A 20,029-nucleotide genomic window follows, 5' to 3' on the forward strand; every position below is an offset into this window, starting at 1 on the left:
TTTTTAGAATGCTTTCCAGCAAGCAAAAAACCAATTCCAGCCGACACATGAAGCGGGTGTCTGCCCCTGTTGCGCAACGCCGCCGGGCCCGCCGTCTGTCCTTGAAGTGAACAAAAAAAGGGTGGCTTGCGCCACCCCTCAACTCCTCGTCCGGTCAGGCCGGACGACATAGGAGAGACATCCTGTTTCAGCTATTTACCGTTCTGGGTTCGCCCTTGACGAAGAAGCTGATCACATAGACCACCAGTCCGATGAAGAACATCACCCCGGCGCCTTCACGCATCCAGTAAAACAGCGACACCTGGTCCTGCGCAGCCATGAAGGACATCGGTGTATCCGACACCCGTTGCAGCCACACCTGGAGGATGCCGGCGGCGGTCAGGAACAGGGTGATGAAGACCATGGCGATCGTCATCAGCCAGAAGCTCCACATCTCCAGCACCTGCGCCTTGTTCGAGTTGGCGGCGCGACCACGCAGAATCGGCATGGCGTAGCTGATCAGGCACAGGACCACCATCACGTACGCACCGTAGAACGCCATGTGACCGTGGGCTGCGGTGATCTGCGTGCCGTGGGTGTAGAAGTTCACCGGGGCGAGCGTGTGCAGGAAGCCCCATACGCCAGCACCGAGGAAGGCCATCACGCCGGTTCCGAGTGCCCACAGCACGGCGGCCTTGTTCGGATGCTCGCGACGACGGCGGTTGACCATGTTGAAGGCGAAAACGGTCATGGCGAAGAAGGGGATCGGCTCCAGCGCGGAGAAGATCGAGCCCCACCACTGCCAGTACTCCGGTGCACCGATCCAGTAGTAGTGGTGGCCGGTACCGATGATGCCGGTGACGAGGGTCATGGTGATGATGACGTACAGCCACTTCTCGATGACTTCACGGTCGACACCGGTCACCTTGATCAGCACGAAGGCCAGCAGTGCGCCGAGGATCAGTTCCCAAACGCCTTCCACCCAGAGGTGCACCACCCACCACCAGTAGAACTTGTCGCGCACCAGGTTGTGCGGGTTGACGAAGGAGAACAGGAAGAAGATCGCCAGACCCCACAGACCGAGCAGCAGCACCATGCTGATCGCGGTCTTGCGGCCCTTGAGCATGGTCATGGTGATATTGAACAGGAAGGCCAGCGCGACCACGACGATGCCGAGCTTGGTCGGCAGCGGCTGCTCGAGGAACTCGCGGCCCATGGTCGCGAGCAGGTCGTTTCCGGTCATCTCGGCCAGCGTCGCGTAGGGCACGAACAGGTAGCCGAGAATGGTCAGCGCACCGGCGGCGAGGAAGATCCAGAACAGCCCCAAGGCCAGTTTCGGGCTCCACAGCTCGGTTTCGGACTCCTCCGGCACCATGTAGTAGGCCGCACCCATGAAGCCGAACAGCAGCCACACGATCAGCAGGTTGGTGTGCACCATGCGTGCAACGTTGAACGGAATTTCCGGAAACAGAAAGTCGCCGATCACGTATTGAAGGCCCATGATCAGGCCGAAGACGATCTGCCCGATGAACAGGCCGATCGCCGCGATGAAGTACGGCATCGCGACCGCTTGTGATTTGTATTGCATCTGTATATCCCCTTGAATCCTGTCGAGAAATGCGTCGTGTACCGACTCAGCCCTCGATGTTGGGCGGCCAGTTGGCGGTGTTGATCTCGGAGCTGTACTTCAGGAAGGCGACCAAGTGATCGAGCTCCTCGTCGCTGAGGTGGAAGTTCGGCATCTGACGGCGACCGGGGGCGCCCGTTGGCTGCGACTGGATCCAGGCCTTGATGAATTCGGGGCCACGGCGGGTATAGACGTTTCCGAGTTCCGGGGCGAAGTAGGCGCCTTCACCGAGCAAGGTGTGGCAGCCGATGCAGTTGCGCGTTTCCCAGATCTTCTTGCCTGCGATCACTTCCGCGGTGAGGTTCTCGCGGTTGTCACGTTTGGGAAGGGTTTTCTCGGTGTCGAAGGTTAGCGCGAGGAACAGCAGGAAGAAGAAGACCGTGCCCCCGTAGAAGATATTGCGCGCCATTGCCTTGGTGAAAATGCCGCTCATGGAGTGCTCCTCATGATTGTCTCGTTATGTCCGGAAGATGAAAGGTGACCATTGGGTGAGGCGGATTCTGGTTTTCCAGGAACCGGCGCTCCATGATCTGAATCAAGAACGGACAGGCGGTGATTCCGCCAAGGCACATTCAGTGTGACTTTGTTCCTTGTTTACGCCCTTGCAATATGGGATGCTTTCACCATATGGCGTCGTATTGGCGTGTTCTGGCAAGCGCAGGAGTTCCATCGTGAATCTGATGTCCCCTTTTCTGTCATCCCCGTCGCGGGCGAGCGAAGACCACCGCGCAATGCTGGTCGACATTTTTGCGATCGCATCCGATCGTGAAGAGCTGATGTCGCTTGGGGTGGTGCTGGGCACGTTTGACCCGAGCATCGACTGCTTCGAGCGCTGTCTGGTCACGCCCACCGCACTGCGCCGCCTGATGGCGCTTGGCGACAAGTATCTCTGGGACAGAACCGCTGATGCGCCGGTCTGTGCCGAACCGGACGCGACGCTGCACTGATTCGCTTCGCGTTCGGCTGCTCCGAACAAACAGGCGCGAACAGACAGACGTAAAAAAGCCCGACCATTTCTGGTCGGGCTTTTTGCTGTGCAACAGCAGGATCAGGCGATGGCAACCGGAATCTTGCCGATTCGAGCCTGCCATTCCTTCGGGCCGGTGTTGTGCACGCTGGTGCCGCTTGAGTCGACCGCCACGGTCACCGGCATGTCCTGCACGGTGAATTCGTAGATGGCTTCCATGCCGAGGTCGGCAAAGCCGACAACCTTGGCTTCCTTGATCGCCTTCGATACCAGGTAGGCCGAACCACCGACCGCCATCAGGTAGGCCGACTTGTTGTCGCGGATCGCGTCAATCGCCGTCGGGCCGCGCTCGGACTTGCCGATCATCGAGATGAGGCCGGTCTGTTCCAGCATCATGCGGGTGAACTTGTCCATGCGGGTGGCGGTGGTCGGGCCTGCGGGGCCGACGACTTCGTCACGCACCGGGTCGACCGGGCCAACGTAGTAGATGACGCGGTTGGTGAAGTCCACCGGCAGCTTCTCGCCCTTGGCCAGCATGTCCTGGATGCGCTTGTGCGCTGCATCACGACCGGTCAGCATCTTGCCGTTCAGGAGCAGGGTCTGGCCCGGCTTCCACGACGCGACTTCTTCCTTGGTCAGGGTGTCGAGGTTCACCCGCGTGGCGACGTTGGTGTCGGCTTTCCAGGTGACCTGCGGCCAGTCTTCCAGCTTCGGGGTTTCGAGCTTGGCCGGGCCGTTGCCGTCGAGGTGGAAATGCACGTGACGCGTTGCAGCACAGTTCGGAATCATGGCGACCGGCAGCGAGGCCGCGTGGGTCGGGTAGTCCATGATCTTGACGTCGAGCACCGTCGTCAGGCCGCCCAGGCCCTGGGCGCCGATACCAAGCGCGTTGACCTTCTCCATGAGTTCGAGACGCAGCTCTTCGACGCGGCTCAGGGCTGCGCCGCTGGCGGCCTTTTCCCGCAGTTCGTGAATGTCGACCGGCGCCATCAGCGATTCCTTGGCCAGCAGCATCGCCTTCTCGGGCGTGCCGCCGATACCGATGCCGAGGATGCCCGGCGGACACCAGCCGGCGCCCATGGTCGGCAAAGTTTTGATGACCCAGTCGACAATCGAGTCGGAGGGGTTCAGCATAACCATCTTGGATTTGTTCTCGGAGCCACCGCCCTTGGCCGCACAGATGACTTCCACGTGGTCGCCGGGGACGATTTCGTAGTGAACAACGGCCGGGGTGTTGTCCTTGCTGTTCTGGCGCTTTCCGGCCGGATCAAGCAGCACCGAGGCGCGCAGCTTGTTGTCGGGATGATTGTAGGCGCGACGAACGCCTTCGTTGACCATGTCCTGGACGCTCATTTTGGCGTCCCAGCGCACGTCCATCCCCACCTTCAGGAAGACCACCGCAATACCGGTGTCCTGACAGAGGGGGCGGTGGCCCTCGGCGCACATGCGCGAGTTGGTCAGAATCTGGGCGATTGCGTCCTTGGCTGCGGGGCTTTCCTCGCGCTCATAGGCCTCGCCGAGCGCCTTGATGTAATCGAGCGGATGGTAGTAGCTGATGTACTGGAAAGCATCCGCGACTGACTGGATGAGGTCTTCTTCGCGAATTACGGTCATGCTTGATCTCCGGAGTGGCTTTAGCGAAGGGGATGTTGCAGCCCGAAATTCTAGCACTCGCTGGAATGACGGGGGGTTCGCACAGTAGTGTAAGTCCTGTGTAAGATAGGTGTTATTAAATGCCGTCCATTCCACGGCGGGAATGAAAACGAATCAGAGGCTGGATATAACCAGCCGTGCCGTCAGGGTCAGCTTCAATTCTTTGATTAGTTGAGGAGAGGTCAGCATGTCGAACGAGCAACAGGTCCGCATTTACAACCCCACGGAAGAATTCAAGAAAAACGCCGCAGTTTCCGGCATGGAAGCCTATGAGGCGTTGGTCAAGGAAGCGGCAGACGACTATGAGGGCTACTGGGCACGTAACGCCCGTGAGCTGCTCGATTGGAAAAAGCCTTTCACCCAGGTGCTCGACGAGAGCAATGCACCGTTCTTCAAATGGTTTGCCGACGGCGAACTGAATGTCTCCTACAACTGCCTCGACCGCAATGTAAACAACGGTCTGGGCGACAAGGTGGCAATCATCTTCGAGGCTGATAACGGTGAAGTGACCCGTATCACCTACAAGGATCTGCTCACCCGCGTGTCCAAGTTCGGCAACGCACTGCGCGGCATGGGCGTCAAGAAGGGCGACCGCGTCGTCATCTATCTGCCGATGTCGATCGAAGGCATCGTCGCCATGCAGGCCTGCGCCCGTATCGGCGCCACGCACTCCATCGTGTTCGGCGGCTTCTCCGCTCAGGCCCTGCGCGACCGCATCAACGATGCCGGCGCTGTTGCCCTGATTACCTCCGACGGCCAGTTCCGTGGTGGCAAGGCGCTGCCGCTGAAGCCGATCGCCGACGAAGCACTCGGCCTCGGTGGCTGCGAAACGATCAAGAACGTCGTCGTCGTCAAGCGCACCGGCGTAGATTGCGCCATGGAAGCCGGACGCGACACCTGGTACCACGACGCCGTGGCCAGCCAGTCCGACGTGTGCGAACCGGAGTGGGTGGGTGCAGAGCATCCCCTGTTCCTGCTCTATACCTCGGGCTCGACCGGCAAGCCGAAGGGTGTTCAGCACTCCACCGGCGGCTATCTGCTGCACGCCATCCTGACCATGAAGTACACCTTCGACATCAAGCCTGACGATGTCTTCTGGTGTACGGCCGACATCGGCTGGGTTACGGGTCACACCTACATCACCTACGGCCCGCTCGCCTGCGGCACGACCGAGATCGTGTTCGAAGGCGTGCCGACCTACCCGGATGCCGGCCGTTTCTGGAAGATGATCCAGGATCACAAGGTCTCCGTGTTCTACACCGCTCCGACCGCGATCCGTTCGCTGATCAAGGCGGCAGACAACAACGAAGCCGTCCATCCCAAGCGTTACGACCTGAGCAGCCTGCGCATCCTCGGCTCCGTGGGCGAGCCGATCAACCCGGCTGCATGGGAGTGGTACTACGATAACGTCGGTGGCGGTCGCTGCCCGATCGTCGATACCTTCTGGCAGACCGAGACCGGTGGTCACATGATCACCCCGCTGCCGGGCGCGACGCCGCTGGTTCCGGGTTCCTGCACGCTGCCGTTCCCGGGTATTCAGGCAGCGGTGGTCGACGAGACCGGCACTGAAGTGCCGTGGGGCCAGGGCGGCATCCTGGTGGTCAAGCGTCCGTGGCCTGCCATGATCCGTACCATCTGGGGCGACCCCGAGCGTTTCGTGAAGTCCTACTATCCGGCCGACTTCCAGGGCAAGCTGTATCTGGCAGGCGACGGCGCGATCCGCGACAAGGACACCGGTTACTTCACCATTACCGGTCGTATCGACGACGTGCTGAACGTCTCCGGTCACCGCATGGGCACGATGGAAATCGAATCCGCGCTGGTGGCGCACGAGAAGGTTGCCGAGGCTGCAGTCGTTGGCCGTCCGGACGACCTCACCGGCGAGGCGATCGTGGCCTTCGTGGTGCTCAAGGGCTCGCGTCCGACCGGCGAAGAAGCCAAGGCCGTCATCAAGGAGCTGCAGACCTGGGTTGGTCACGAGATCGGACCGATCGCCAAGCCGAAGGACATCCGCTTCGGTGAGAACCTGCCCAAGACCCGTTCCGGCAAGATCATGCGTCGCCTGCTGCGCCAGCTCGCCAAGGGCGAAGAGATCACGCAGGACACCTCGACGCTCGAGAACCCGGGGATCCTGGAACAGCTCAAGGGCTGATGACCCTCCGGTACCGGTGGCACTGCCGCCGGTACCTGCAACAGTCGACAGGAGAAGGTCCGACCACGCAGTCGGACCCGGTTGAGGAGAGGGAAGGCGCACGCTAGATGCGTCCCCATATTTGTCGTGAGCCGCGAATCCCGCCGTCAAGAGCGGGAGCGCGGCTCCGCTATACTCAGGGCAACGCCGTCATCATTGGGGTACATGATGCGCAAGGGTCTTGCCGGGCAACGTCTGGTCGCCGTTTTTCTGGTCGGCGTTCTGCTGTTCAATTTTCCGCTGATGTCATTGTTCGACCGACCCGTTCTGGTGTTCGGTCTGCCGTTGCTGCACGTGTCCCTTTTCGTCGCATGGGCGGGTCTGATTGTGCTCATGGGCTGGATTGCGGAGCGGGGCTCCCGATGACGGGACGTCACTGATGCTTTCGGGCAGCGTCATCATCGGCGCCTCCGTCGCCTATCTGCTGGTGCTGTTTGCGGTGGCCTACTTTGGTGACCGCCGGGCCGACCAGGGGCGCTCGGTCATTTCCAACCCGTGGGTGTATTCTCTGTCGCTAGCGGTGTACTGCACCGCGTGGACCTATTTCGGCAGCGTGGGCCGGGCCGCCTCGGGCGGTATCTGGTTTCTGCCCATCTACCTTGGCCCCACGCTCGGGCTGGCGCTGTCGTGGCTGGTGGTGCTGAAGATGATCCGCATCGCCAAGACCCACCGGATTACATCGATTGCCGACTTCGTGGCCTCGCGCTACGGCAAGAGCCACCTGCTCGGGGGGCTCGTGACGGTGATCGCAGTGGTCGGTACCGTGCCCTACATCGCACTGCAGCTGAAGGCGATTTCGAGCGGATATGCGCTGCTCACCGGCGATCACGACAGCAACTTCCGGCCCTTGCACCTCGGCGGCTGGCTGGATGACAGCACCCTCTATCTCGCACTCACGCTGGCAGCCTTCACGGTGCTGTTCGGTACCCGCCACCTCGACACCACCGAGCGCCATGAAGGCATGGTGGCCGCGATCGCCTTCGAATCGGTGGTGAAACTGCTCGCTTTCCTTGCCGTGGGTGTGTACGTCACCTACGTCATGTTTGACGGTATCGGCGACATCTACGCCCGTGCCCTGGCGCACCCCGAACTGCTGTCCCTGCTGAGTTTCGACGGGGTGGACAAGGGCGGCTACGGAGGCTGGTTCTCGCTGATGCTGCTGGCCATGCTGTCGATCATCTTCCTGCCGCGCCAGTTTCAGATCGTGGTGGTCGAGAACGTCAACGAGCAGCACCTGCGGCGGGCGACCTGGATGTTTCCCGCCTACCTGCTGGCGATCAACATCTTCGTGATGCCGATCGCGCTCGGTGGCCTGCTGTATTTTGGTCGTGGCGTAGTCGACCCCGACACCTTCGTGCTCACCTTGCCGATGGTGACGGGCCAGGTCGAGCTCGCCCTGCTGGTGTTCATCGGCGGACTGTCTGCCGCGACCGGCATGGTGATCGTCGAAACCATCGCGCTGTCGACCATGGTGTGCAACGATCTCGTGATGCCGCTGCTGCTGCGCCGCACCGAAGTCGCACGCAACGATGGCCGCGATCTTACCGGCCTGCTGTTGATGATCCGGCGCGGGGCCATCGTCGGCGTGATGTTGCTCGGCTATCTCTACTTCCGGCTCGCGGGCGAGGCCTATGCGCTGGTGAGCATCGGGCTGATCAGCTTCGCGGCGGTGGCGCAGTTTGCCCCGGCCATGCTGGGTGGCATGTACTGGCGCGGGGGCACCCGCGACGGTGCGCTGGCAGGGTTGCTTGCGGGCTTCCTGGTGTGGGGCTATACCCTGTTGCTGCCCTCGTTCGCGAAGTCGGGCTGGCTCGACATGAGCCTGCTCTCGCACGGTCCGTTCGGTATCGAACTCCTGCGCCCCGAGCACTTGTTTGGTCTGAGTGAGCTCGACAGCCTGAGCCATGCGCTGTTCTGGAGCCTGTTCGTCAACGTCGGCTGCTACGTGGCGGTGTCGCTGCTGCGCTCGCCAACCGGCGCCGAGGCCAGCCAGGCAACGCTGTTTGTCGATGTGTTCCGGCGCGGGCTGAGTACGCCGGCAAGCTTCTGGCGCACCGGTGCCGAGGTGCGCGAACTCATTCCGCTGGTTGCGCGTTTCCTTGGCCGGCACCGCACAGAAGAAGCCTTCAAGCGTTACGCACGCTCGCATTCGCTTTCCAGCCCGGACCAGCTCAAGGCCGACCCCGAACTGGTCAACTTTGCCGAATCCCTGCTGGCGGGGGCGATCGGCAGCGCGTCAGCCCGCGTGATGGTGTCCACCGTGGTTCAGGAAGAGCCGCTGGGCCTGGACGAGGTGATGGACATCCTTGATGAGGCCTCGCAGGTCCGCGCCTACTCGCATCAGCTCGAAGAGAAGTCGCGCGCGCTTGAAGCCGCCACTGCCGAACTGCGCGCGGCCAATGAACAGCTCAAGGAGTTCGACCGCCTCAAGGACGATTTCATGTCCTCGGTGACGCATGAGTTGCGCACCCCATTGACGTCCATCAGGGCGCTTTCCGAGATGATGCTGGACGATCCCAAGACGGATCTCGCCAACCGGAAACGTTTCCTCGGCATCATTGTTTCCGAGACCGAGCGTCTGACGCGCCTCGTCAATCAGGTGCTTGATCTGGCCAAGATCGAATCGGGCCACGCCGAGTGGCACAATTCGGATATCGACATGCGCGAACTCGTCGAACACGCGGTGGACGCAACCGCACAGCTGTTCAGCGACCGCGGCGCCGTGGTTGAAACCGACCTGGCGGACACGGTGCCGACGCTGAAGGCCGATCACGACCGGCTGCTGCAGGTCATGATCAACCTGTTGTCGAACGCGGCCAAGTTCGTGCCAGCGCAGACCGGCCGCGTCAAGGTGAGGCTGTTCGTGGACGACGAAGGCATCCGTGTCGACGTGGCGGATAATGGAGGAGGAATCGCGCCCGAGTTGCTGCCGGTGGTGTTCGAGAAGTTCCGGCAGGGCGGAGACGCGAAGGCCCGGCCGCAGGGTACGGGTCTGGGGCTGCCGATCAGCCGGCAGATCGTGGAGCATTTTGGAGGTCGGCTTTGGGTCAGCTCAAAGCCGGGAGAAGGCGCAATATTTTCGTTTGTGCTGCCGCTTGCACCGGGCTGACGAACGGATGGCATAAAATAGGCGTCAGGGGAGGGAATGCATGGCCAAGAAAATACTGATTGCGGACGATGAGCCGAATATCGTGATCTCGCTCGAATTCCTGATGAAGCGGGAGGGCTTCGATGTCACTGTGGCAACGGACGGCGAGGAGGCGGTAAATCGCATCCGCTCCGACCGGCCCGATCTTGTGCTGCTCGACGTCATGATGCCCAAGAAGAGCGGCTTCGAGGTGTGCCAGGAGATCAAGGCGGACCCGGAGCTGGAATCCACTCGCATCCTGATGCTGACGGCGAAGGGGCGGGACACCGAAGTCAGCAAGGGGCTTGCGCTGGGGGCTGATGCCTACATGACCAAGCCTTTTTCCACCAAGGAGCTCGTGGAGCGCGTGCGCAGCATGTTGGAGAGCTGAACGATGTCGGCACGCATGCGCTTCATTCTGGCAGTCATCGTCCTCGGTCTGCTGATGACCGGCCCCTTCATCCTTACGGCCGTGCTGGTGTGGGTTGAAACCAAGGGCAGTCAGCGCGATTTGCTCATCCAGGTCATACAGCCGCACCTGCCGCTGGGGTCGCTGCTGACCATCATGGGTTTCGGCGTCGGTATCGGTGTGCTGCGCAACCTGTTCCGCCAGTACGTGCAGGGCTTGCTGCGCATGGCCGAGAACCTGCGCCTGATGCTCGGCGCCAACGTCGGTTTCCGCGTCGAGCCCGAGGGGCCACCGGAAGTGCAGGCGCTGGCGGTGGCGGTCAATGAACTCGCGCAGCAGCGCGACAACGTCTCGAAGGACGTCGAAACCCAGATCCGCAACGCCAAGGCCTCAGTCGAGCAGGAAAAGAACCGCCTCGCCGCACTGATGTCGGAGCTCACCCAGAGCGTGGTGGTGTGCAATCTCGACGGCCGCATCCTGCTCTACAACAACCGCGCGAGGCTCCAGTTCCGCGCCATGTCCGATGCGCCCGGTGTCGCCGGTGGCGGCGAGCTGATTGGTCTCGGGCGTTCCATCTATGGCGTGTTCGAGCGCAACCTGGTGAGCCATGCGCTTGAAACCATCAACCAGCGCCTTCATCGCGAAGGCGTGCAGCCGGTCGCCAACTTCGTTACCACGACGAAGGCCGGGCAGTTGCTGCGGGTGCAGATGGCGCCGGTGCTGTCGGCGACCGAGCGCGTCGAGACCGAGGGCGAGAACACGGACGAGGGCGAGAACAAGGGCGCGGGGCAGGGCGAGGGTGCAGAACGCGTCCTGACCGGCTTCATCCTCATGCTCGACAACATCACGCGCAACTTCGAGAACGAGTCTCGACGCGACCAGATGCTGCACACCCTGACCGAGGGCAACCGTGCTGCGCTGGCCAATGTGCGCGCAGCCGCCGAGATGCTGGAGTATCCCGATCTGCAGGGCGAACTGCGCGAGCGCTTCCGCACCGTCATCCGCGACGAGACCCAGGCCATGAGCCGGCGCCTCGACCAGACGGCGAACGAGTTCGCCGATTCGCTCAAGGCGCGCTGGCCGCTCGAAGAGATGCTCGGTGCCGACCTTATCGCGGCCGTCCAGCGCCACGTCGAACAGCGGATCAGCCTTCGCACCAAGCTCGAGGAAGTCGACGAATCGCTGTGGCTCAAGGTCGACAGCTTCTCGCTGATGCAGGCGCTCACCTATCTTGCCAGCCGCCTGTCCGACGAATTCGAGGTGCGCGAGGTGCGCTTCCGCCTCACTGCTGCGGGCCGTCATGTCCACCTTGACCTCATCTGGTCGGGCCAGGCGATGAGCACCGAAACGGTGATGAGCTGGGAGCTCGAATCCATGCAGTTCGCCGGCGAAAGCAGTCCGCTGACGGTGCGTGACGTCATCGAGCGCCACGATGGCGAGATGTGGCTCGAGCGCGAGAAGGTGCGCCATCGCGCCTTCTTCCGTCTCCTCATCCCGGCTGCACTGCCGCAGGAGGTGGTCGAGGCCGGGACTTACCTGCGCGGCGAAAGTCGCCCCGAGTACTACGATTTCGATCTCTTCAAATGGTCCGAGAGATCGCATGCGCTTGACGACCGTCTGCTCTCAGAGCTGGCCTACACCGTGTTTGATACCGAGACCACCGGCCTCAACCCCTCTCAGGGTGACGAGATCATCCAGATCGGTGCAACCCGTGTCCTCAACGGCAAGCTGCTTCGCAGCGAATCCTTCGAGCAGCTGATCGATCCGTGTCGCCCCCTGTCGGCCGAGTCGGCCAAGATCCACGGCATCACCGAGGACATGCTGCGGGGGCAGCCCACGGTCGAGTCGGTGCTGCCGGCTTTTCATGCCTTTGCCGCAGAAACGGTGCTGATTGCCCACAATGCCGCGTTCGACATGCGCTTCCTGCAGCTCAAGGAACAGCTCACCGGTTTGCGTTTCGATCAGCCGGTGCTCGACACCCTGCTGCTGTCTGCGGTGATTCACCCCAATCAGGAATCGCACCGCCTCGAAGCGATTGCGGACCGCCTTGGCCTCACCATCATCGGGCGCCACACCGCACTCGGCGATGCCATCGTCACCGCAGAGGTCTTCCTCAAGCTCGTTCCGCTGCTGGCGGAGAAGGGCATCCGGACCTTGCGCGAAGCACGTGAAGCCGCGGAGAAAACCTACTACGCGCGGATCAAGTATTGATGCCGGACGCTGTATTCATCAACATCGTCGGTGAGCGGCAGTTTTGAGCGCCTTTTCCCGACAGCTTCGTCGCTATTACGGCTGGTACACAGGCACCTTCCTGTTCTTCGTGGTGATGCTCGCCATCGGCGAACAGCTGGGCCTGTCGCAACACCTGATCGGTCACGTCTTCCTGTTCGTCACCATCGCCATCTACGCCAGTATCGGCGTGATGAGCCGCACCACCGACGTGTCGGAGTATTACGTCGCGGGGCGGCGCGTGCCGGCCGTGTTCAATGGCATGGCGACCGCAGCCGACTGGATGAGTGCCGCGTCGTATATCGGCCTGGCGGGCACGCTCTACTTTTCCGGCTTCGAAGGGCTGGCCTTCGTCACCGGCTGGACTGGCGGCTTCGTGCTGGTGGCCCTGCTGCTTGCGCCCTACCTGCGCAAGTTCGGCCAATACACCATCCCCGACTTTCTCGGCGCGCGCTACCAGGGCAACGTCGCCCGTCTCGTGGGGCTTGGCGCCACCGTGCTTGCGAGCTTCGTCTACCTTGTGGCGCAGATCTACGGTGTGGGGCTGGTGACCAGCCGCTTCGTCAGTGTCGAGTTCGAGATCGGTCTCTTCATCGGTCTCGCCGGCATTCTGGTGTGTTCCTTCCTTGGCGGCATGCGGGCAGTGACCTGGACCCAGGTCGCACAGTACGTGATCCTGATCATTGCCTACCTGGTGCCCGTGGTCATTCTGTCCTACAAGCTCACCGGGGTTCCGGTGCCGCAGATCATGTACGGGACGGTGCTCAGTCAGGTGACGGAGCGTGAGGCCGAATTGCTCGTCGATCCGGGCGAAGTCGAGGCGCGTAAGCAGTATCGCTATCGATCGCAGGACTACGCGAGCAAGATTGCCGACCTGCCGGGTTCGCTCGATGCCGAGCGCCGTTCGCTGATTGAACGCCTCAACATCATGCGACTGGAGAACGCCTCGGCTCGCGACATCGCCGCCACCGAGCGCTCGCTGCGCGACCTGCCGCGAACGCCCGAAGAGGCGCGGGTGCAGTGGAACAAGGCGCAGGCGGAATCGCTCGAACGTTCGCGCGCACCACCTCGCCACGCAGACGCACACCCCGGAAGAACGCCGCAGGAGCGGACGGCCTCCCGCAACAACTTTCTCGCACTTGTCTTCGTGCTCATGGTCGGCACGGCAGCGCTGCCGCACATCCTGATGCGCTACTACACCACGCCTGGCGTGGTGGAGGCGCGGCGCTCGGTATTCTGGTCGCTGTTCTTCATCTTCCTCCTCTACGTCACGGCCCCGGCCTATGCCGTGTTTGCCAAGTGGGAGGTGTACAACAACCTCATTGGCTCGAGCCTTTCCATCCTGCCCGACTGGGTCGCATCCTGGGGCAAGGTCGGGCTGGTGCACATCGAAGACATCAACGGCGACGGCATTCTGCAACTCGCCGAGCTGAGGATGAACACCGACGTGATCATGCTCGCCACCCCGGAGATCGCGGGCTTGCCCTACGTCGTCACCGGTCTGGTCGCAGCCGGCGGGCTCGCCGCTGCGCTATCGACTGCCGACGGCCTGCTGCTGACCATCTCCAACGCGTTGTCGCACGACCTGTACTACAAGGTCATCAACCCTGCCGCCTCCACCCACCGCCGGCTGGTGATTTCCAAGTCACAGCTGCTGGTGGTGGCCGTCGTGGCCGCATGGGTCGCGTCGCTGCGCCCGGACAACATCCTGTTCATGGTCGGCCTCGCGTTCTCGATCGGCGCCGCCTCCTTCTTCCCCGCTCTGGTGCTCGGCATCTTCTGGAAACGCGCAAACCGTCCCGGCGCGGTTGCAGGCATGCTGATCGGGCTCGGCGTCACCCTCTACTACGTCGTCCGCACCCACCCCTTCTTCGGCGGCTCGATGGCCAACGCCTGGTTCGAGATCAACCCGATCTCAGCCGGCGTATTCGGCGTACCGCTCGGTTTTGCGGTGATCGTCATCGTCAGCCTGCTGACCCCGCCCCCGCCGAAGGAGATCCAGGATCTGGTGGATTACGTGCGCTATCCGCAGTTGCCGAATCCGGATGGCTGCCCGACGAATAGCTGAGGCTACCTAGACTTCTGACACTGATCGGCTTTCTGTTCAAGATCGGTTTATAGAGCATGGATGCCAACGCGAGACGCTGCAAACCGATTTAAGCGCACCTCGCTCCCGCCGTCTGAAGTTTAGCGAGGTATGGTTTTTAGGCGCAGTGGCGAAAGAGGTTTAGGGATGAGGGGGCCGGCTTGCGCCATACTTATTCTCTGAGCTGCCTATCCGGCAGTGACGATTTCGCAGTGACTCGCTACAAATCCCCGCTATTTCTGAGCTGCCTGTCCGGCAGTGACGGCGTTACGGCGATCTGCGGCGGGCCGCTCTATTTTCTGAGCTGCCTGTCCGGCAGTGACGCACCCGCCAGGCCGCGCGTGCCTCGCAGTATCTTTCTGAGCTGCCTGTCCGGCAGTGACGCTACCGCATCGCCTTCGAGAAGCAGTACGGTGTTTCTGAGCTGCCTGTCCGGCAGTGACGTTGCAGTCCCTGCACGGGAGTAGCCGCGGCGATTTCTGAGCTGCCTGTCCGGCAGTGACGTCTGCATCAACAGCTCGGGCCTTGCCACGAAGTTTCTGAGCTGCCTGTCCGGCAGTGACGATCCGCATCTTCAAATCTGATGGCACGACCGTTTTCTGAGCTGCCTGTCCGGCAGTGACGGATGCGATCACCGACGAGCGCGGCCACGGCAGTTTCTGAGCTGCCTGTCCGGCAGTGACGCTCTGCCCCCGTTGCCGGCGTGCGTGAAATTCATTTCTGAGCTGCCTGTCCGGCAGTGACGCCGGTGCTGCGGCGGGCACGTCAAGTGCGACCTTTCTGAGCTGCCTGTCCGGCAGTGACGTCCGGCCCTCGGGGCAACGACGGAGCAGGGCGCTTTCTGAGCTGCCTGTCCGGCAGTGACGGATCAGCCGAACCTGTGGCTCGAAACCTCGATTTTCTGAGCTGCCTGTCCGGCAGTGACGTCAGCCAGAAGATCATTGATGTTGGGTCAGGATTTCTGAGCTGCCTGTCCGGCAGTGACGTAATGCTTTCGATGTGCGTAAGTTCAGAGAGTTTTCTGAGCTGCCTGTCCGGCAGTGACGCGACGCAGTGCAGGTGCCTGCGTCAAAGCTCATTTCTGAGCTGCCTGTCCGGCAGTGACGACGGCGCCGACGTATGCGGCAAGTGCAATCGCTTTCTGAGCTGCCTGTCCGGCAGTGACGACCGAAAACGCCCTGCTCGGCCACGTATTCAATTTCTGAGCTGCCTGTCCGGCAGTGACGATCATCGATCGGTGCAGTAGCAATTGCCGCGGTTTCTGAGCTGCCTGTCCGGCAGTGACGAAATTGTCCGTTCGCTTCATGGAACATGCGCATTTCTGAGCTGCCTGTCCGGCAGTGACGGTACTCGAGCAGGCCAAGCCCGCCGAAGATCATTTCTGAGCTGCCTGTCCGGCAGTGACGATCCGCATCGGCTCGGCGGTGATCCCGGCCATTTTCTGAGCTGCCTGTCCGGCAGTGACGCGCTGCTGAAAGCATGGGAGGCTGCGCGGCAATTTCTGAGCTGCCTGTCCGGCAGTGACGCGCACAGTCATCGTTGATGCGGAATTGTACGGTTTCTGAGCTGCCTGTCCGGCAGTGACGCTTTCATCACCGCGAAGCTCGCCACCTGGCGGTTTCTGAGCTGCCTGTCCGGCAGTGACGTCGAGCTTCATCGACCTGCTGCGCAACGCCATTTTCTGAGCTGCCTGTCCGGCAGTGACGATCGACTGCGACCACGATCACCGCGACGCGATTTTCTGAGCTGCCTGTCCGGCAGTGACGTATGCCGATGAGCCGGCCGTGGCGAAGTTCCATTTCTGAGCTGCCTGTCCGGCAGTGACGGTCTCTCCCGAAGTTTCGCCCGATCAGCTGCATTTCTGAGCTGCCTGTCCGGCAGTGACGCTTGTGGAACGAGGCCGGGGCGCGTCGGATTTTTTCTGAGCTGCCTGTCCGGCAGTGACGGTTGTCATCACCCAACCCGCGCGCCTGGATTCTTTCTGAGCTGCCTGTCCGGCAGTGACGCTCCGCCGCCCTCGCCCGCCACCGCTCCGGCATTTCTGAGCTGCCTGTCCGGCAGTGACGATCCGTCACCCAATCGCACGCCAGATCGTAAATTTCTGAGCTGCCTGTCCGGCAGTGACGCGAGCGATTCGATGCGCAGGAGTGCATCTCGGTTTCTGAGCTGCCTGTCCGGCAGTGACGTACGCAGCCCTCACGAGCCCGGGCGACGAGAATTTCTGAGCTGCCTGTCCGGCAGTGACGTCACACGCCGCGATATTTTAGGTTGCGCGCGGTTTCTGAGCTGCCTGTCCGGCAGTGACGCACCGCCAATCCTGTCCGGCCACGCCCGTGCATTTCTGAGCTGCCTGTCCGGCAGTGACGCCAGCGGCGTGAATTCGATCGCGTGCCTGGGTTTTCTGAGCTGCCTGTCCGGCAGTGACGTGATCAACCGGCAGGCACAGTCGCAGGCCAGCTTTCTGAGCTGCCTGTCCGGCAGTGACGGATGTGGCCACGCTGGCGCCGGTGTCGGGCGCTTTCTGAGCTGCCTGTCCGGCAGTGACGCCCCCGAGCGGTGCAGACGTCTAGACGTCCGATTTCTGAGCTGCCTGTCCGGCAGTGACGTTTGCGGCGCAGTCTTTCGAGCAATCGACGATTTTCTGAGCTGCCTGTCCGGCAGTGACGTTCCAGTGGGATGACGTTACCGGGCACGTGAATTTCTGAGCTGCCTGTCCGGCAGTGACGGCGTATCTCGTCTACTACTACCCACTGCTGACTTTCTGAGCTGCCTGTCCGGCAGTGACGGCACCGAGCAGTGAGCCGGACAATGGAATTGTTTTCTGAGCTGCCTGTCCGGCAGTGACGACGGGCCATGCGAGCGTTACTCGCCGCTCCACTTTCTGAGCTGCCTGTCCGGCAGTGACGTCGGTGCAGTAGCAATTGCCGCGGGGCCGTCTTTTCTGAGCTGCCTGTCCGGCAGTGACGCTGGTGTAGTCGGGCAGGTCTTCCGACTGTTCTTTCTGAGCTGCCTGTCCGGCAGTGACGGCCACCGAGGTGCGGGCGGTGCGCGACCTGGTTTTCTGAGCTGCCTGTCCGGCAGTGACGGCCGAGCCGCTGGCAGAGCAGAAGCGGCTGGATTTCTGAGCTGCCTGTCCGGCAGTGACGGGCATCGGCGCCTATGCGGCAATGGCTGTCGATTTCTGAGCTGCCTGTCCGGCAGTGACGCTCTGAAGCCAAATTCGCCTCCAGCGCCTTCATTTCTGAGCTGCCTGTCCGGCAGTGACGCTTGCGGTCGAGCGGGTCGCGGTTGTCCTCTCTTTCTGAGCTGCCTGTCCGGCAGTGACGGCTGTATTCGTTTTTGGCTTGCGGGCGCATCATTTCTGAGCTGCCTGTCCGGCAGTGACGGAAGCGGCGTCGGTCAGCTCGGATGCGCGGCTTTTCTGAGCTGCCTGTCCGGCAGTGACGCTCCGCCCCCGTTGCCGGCGTGCGTGAAATTCTTTCTGAGCTGCCTGTCCGGCAGTGACGGGCATGGCAGCGGTGCCGGCGCTTGATCTTCTTTTCTGAGCTGCCTGTCCGGCAGTGACGACGATGCGGTCGGGGTACAGGGCCTCGGCATATTTCTGAGCTGCCTGTCCGGCAGTGACGAACCCGGCAGACATTCCGGCCGACATGATGGATTTCTGAGCTGCCTGTCCGGCAGTGACGGCAAGCTCATGCAGCGCATGGGGATTGGCTCGTTTCTGAGCTGCCTGTCCGGCAGTGACGTGGTTATCCGGCCCATAGTCCGCCAAATTCATTTTCTGAGCTGCCTGTCCGGCAGTGACGGAACTCAAGAGCCTGCCGGATCTAACGCGAGATTTCTGAGCTGCCTGTCCGGCAGTGACGGCGTGAATACCTCTCTCTCAACCCAATCCATATTTCTGAGCTGCCTGTCCGGCAGTGACGTGGGTCTTTGATGAATGTCTTGCGGTCGAGCGTTTCTGAGCTGCCTGTCCGGCAGTGACGTCGAGGCGGCGCTCAAGCGCATGGGGGATCGTTTTCTGAGCTGCCTGTCCGGCAGTGACGGGTAACGTCAAGGAAGCGAAAGCGATCTATGATTTCTGAGCTGCCTGTCCGGCAGTGACGAAGAACTCTGGAAGCGGAGAAACAGAGCTTAATTTCTGAGCTGCCTGTCCGGCAGTGACGCGCCCCGCGCTCGTCCGGCTCATGCCTTGCGATTTCTGAGCTGCCTGTCCGGCAGTGACGTGGCGACGGGGTGCGATCTGAGTTCGGCGGATTTTCTGAGCTGCCTGTCCGGCAGTGACGCTCCCCATCCATCCCAAGCAGCCGCGGGCCAATTTCTGAGCTGCCTGTCCGGCAGTGACGCGGCACGCAATTCGTCGGATGGCTATTTATTCGTTTCTGAGCTGCCTGTCCGGCAGTGACGATGAGGGCGGCCGCCTGGGAGTCGCTTTTCAGTTTCTGAGCTGCCTGTCCGGCAGTGACGTGCGGCGGCGGCCTCGGCCGCCATGCGCTTCATTTCTGAGCTGCCTGTCCGGCAGTGACGCAAATCGCACCCGAGAAGACTCACGCTCGTGTTTTCTGAGCTGCCTGTCCGGCAGTGACGCGAAACCTTCGTGTTTTCCGGGTTGTCAATCCTTTCTGAGCTGCCTGTCCGGCAGTGACGGCCGTATGGGAGTGAAGTAAAGCTAAACGCAATTTCTGAGCTGCCTGTCCGGCAGTGACGGATCAGGCTGTCACAAGACCCGTCGCGGGAATTTTCTGAGCTGCCTGTCCGGCAGTGACGATGCGGGCGCGGTGTATCCATCGCTGATCGCATTTCTGAGCTGCCTGTCCGGCAGTGACGGAAGAGTACGCAGCAGCGTTCCCAGTGCTGAATTTCTGAGCTGCCTGTCCGGCAGTGACGTGGCCTGCCGTTACCGGCGGGCCATCCGGCAATTTCTGAGCTGCCTGTCCGGCAGTGACGGCACCGGTGAGCGTAAATACCTCTGATGCGTATTTCTGAGCTGCCTGTCCGGCAGTGACGGAACCGCTTGCCGGGCACGAAGCCGCCGCTGTTTTCTGAGCTGCCTGTCCGGCAGTGACGTAGAACAACGAAGCGCTAAGATACTAATTGTTAAAGAAATCGGGCGCAAAGGCGCCCGATCACCTAAAAACGACACAAAGCGCTAAGTGACTGTTTCTAAGAAGTCTATTGGCGGCGCCTAAAAAAGGGTCAGAACCAGGGGACGGTCGTGGTGCTACTCAGGCCGTAAGCGCTGAAGCGACCAATAACCGCCTCAGACTGTGGGGCCAAGTGCTCGATGAATAGTCGGAAGCGCTGCCCCGTGGTACGGCTGGACATCTCCAGATAGGGAAGTGTCAGGCGTTCCGCGCTTGAGTCAGGAATGGCTGCCAGAGCATCTTCACCGCCGATACGCTTGCGGGACATCAGCCGGCGGCGGAGTCGTTCTGGATTGCTCTTGGCCTGCACCCTGCGTACGACGCGATGCTTAACGTCTGCTGGAACGGGGCGTGGTTCAATGAGCGTGATGTGGTCGTGCATACCTTGAGTCCAGCCGTTTTGCATGAGCAGCCCCAGGCTTGTGGCGTTTCCGTGCAAACGCAGTTGGCTGCCCAGCGCCAAGGTTTTGCCGCCAACCTCGGGAAAGCTGACGCCTATGTCGCCACCTCCATGATCAACCAGTCCACGATGCAGTTTCGCAAACAGAGCGTTCATCAGCATGGTTGCCGGAAACTCCGGGTCGGGCAGCAGTTTGATGTCGATGTAGTGGTCCATG

11 protein-coding genes and 1 CRISPR repeat array are annotated in these 20,029 nt (G+C 61.7%); of the genes, 7 read left to right on the top strand and 4 right to left on the bottom strand.

Translation table 11 applies throughout. From position 1 onward, the window contains the following. Window positions 1-187 precede the first annotated feature (187 nt). Both AC22G6_RS14550 and AC22G6_RS14555 read right to left on the bottom strand, forming a co-directional pair. Window positions 188-1,567 (bottom strand): cbb3-type cytochrome c oxidase subunit I, encoded by a 1,380-nt coding sequence (locus tag AC22G6_RS14550; RefSeq protein ID WP_108948637.1) that lies wholly within the window; start codon window positions 1,565-1,567, stop codon window positions 188-190. Between the two features lie 46 nt (window positions 1,568-1,613). Continuing rightward, window positions 1,614-2,039: a c-type cytochrome gene (locus AC22G6_RS14555; protein WP_108948636.1), complete on the bottom strand. Its 426-nt coding sequence runs from the start codon at window positions 2,037-2,039 to the stop codon at window positions 1,614-1,616. Window positions 2,040-2,277: 238 nt separating this feature from the next. Here AC22G6_RS14555 and AC22G6_RS14560 point away from each other — a divergent pair, with 238 nt between their 5' ends. Continuing rightward, window positions 2,278-2,553 carry a hypothetical protein gene (locus AC22G6_RS14560; RefSeq protein ID WP_487367347.1) on the top strand — a complete coding sequence of 92 codons (276 nt, stop codon included), beginning with the start codon at window positions 2,278-2,280 and terminating at the stop codon, window positions 2,551-2,553. A 101-nt stretch (window positions 2,554-2,654) separates the two neighbouring features. On the opposite strand, the gene AC22G6_RS14565 is transcribed toward AC22G6_RS14560, so the two are convergent. Then, the gene (locus tag AC22G6_RS14565) at window positions 2,655-4,187 is read right to left on the bottom strand and encodes a fumarate hydratase (RefSeq protein WP_487367348.1); all 1,533 of its coding nucleotides are present in this window, start codon (window positions 4,185-4,187) and stop codon (window positions 2,655-2,657) included. A 226-nt stretch (window positions 4,188-4,413) separates the two neighbouring features. On the opposite strand from AC22G6_RS14565, the gene acs reads away from it, so the two are divergent. The 6 genes from acs to AC22G6_RS14595 all read left to right on the top strand — a co-directional run bounded on the left by acs (window position 4,414) and on the right by AC22G6_RS14595 (window position 14,250). After that, window positions 4,414-6,378: an acetate--CoA ligase gene (acs, locus tag AC22G6_RS14570; protein WP_487367349.1), complete on the top strand. Its 1,965-nt coding sequence runs from the start codon at window positions 4,414-4,416 to the stop codon at window positions 6,376-6,378. A 207-nt stretch (window positions 6,379-6,585) separates the two neighbouring features. Further along, window positions 6,586-6,783 carry a hypothetical protein gene (locus tag AC22G6_RS14575; RefSeq protein WP_199915219.1) on the top strand — a complete coding sequence of 66 codons (198 nt, stop codon included), beginning with the start codon at window positions 6,586-6,588 and terminating at the stop codon, window positions 6,781-6,783. Between the two features lie 13 nt (window positions 6,784-6,796). Further along, window positions 6,797-9,526 carry an ATP-binding protein gene (locus AC22G6_RS14580; protein ID WP_487367350.1) on the top strand — a complete coding sequence of 910 codons (2,730 nt, stop codon included), beginning with the start codon at window positions 6,797-6,799 and terminating at the stop codon, window positions 9,524-9,526. A 40-nt stretch (window positions 9,527-9,566) separates the two neighbouring features. Next, on the top strand, window positions 9,567-9,935 hold the full coding sequence (locus tag AC22G6_RS14585) for a response regulator transcription factor (RefSeq protein ID WP_487367351.1): 369 nt from the start codon (window positions 9,567-9,569) through the stop codon (window positions 9,933-9,935). 3 nt (window positions 9,936-9,938) lie between these two features. Beyond that, on the top strand, window positions 9,939-12,164 hold the full coding sequence (locus tag AC22G6_RS14590) for an exonuclease domain-containing protein (protein WP_487367352.1): 2,226 nt from the start codon (window positions 9,939-9,941) through the stop codon (window positions 12,162-12,164). 43 nt (window positions 12,165-12,207) lie between these two features. Further along, on the top strand, window positions 12,208-14,250 hold the full coding sequence (locus tag AC22G6_RS14595) for a sodium:solute symporter family protein (protein ID WP_487367353.1): 2,043 nt from the start codon (window positions 12,208-12,210) through the stop codon (window positions 14,248-14,250). A gap of 194 nt (window positions 14,251-14,444) precedes the next feature. Continuing rightward, window positions 14,445-19,335: a CRISPR direct-repeat array (repeat unit 28 nt; unit sequence TTTCTGAGCTGCCTGTCCGGCAGTGACG). A 129-nt stretch (window positions 19,336-19,464) separates the two neighbouring features. On the opposite strand, the gene cas6f is transcribed toward AC22G6_RS14595, so the two are convergent. Beyond that, window positions 19,465-20,028, bottom strand: a complete 564-nt coding sequence (gene cas6f, locus AC22G6_RS14600) for a type I-F CRISPR-associated endoribonuclease Cas6/Csy4 (protein ID WP_487367354.1) — start codon at window positions 20,026-20,028, stop codon at window positions 19,465-19,467. Window position 20,029: the final 1 nt, after the last annotated feature.

The sequence above is a fragment of the Parazoarcus sp. PS-13 R2A genome (assembly GCF_057621855.1).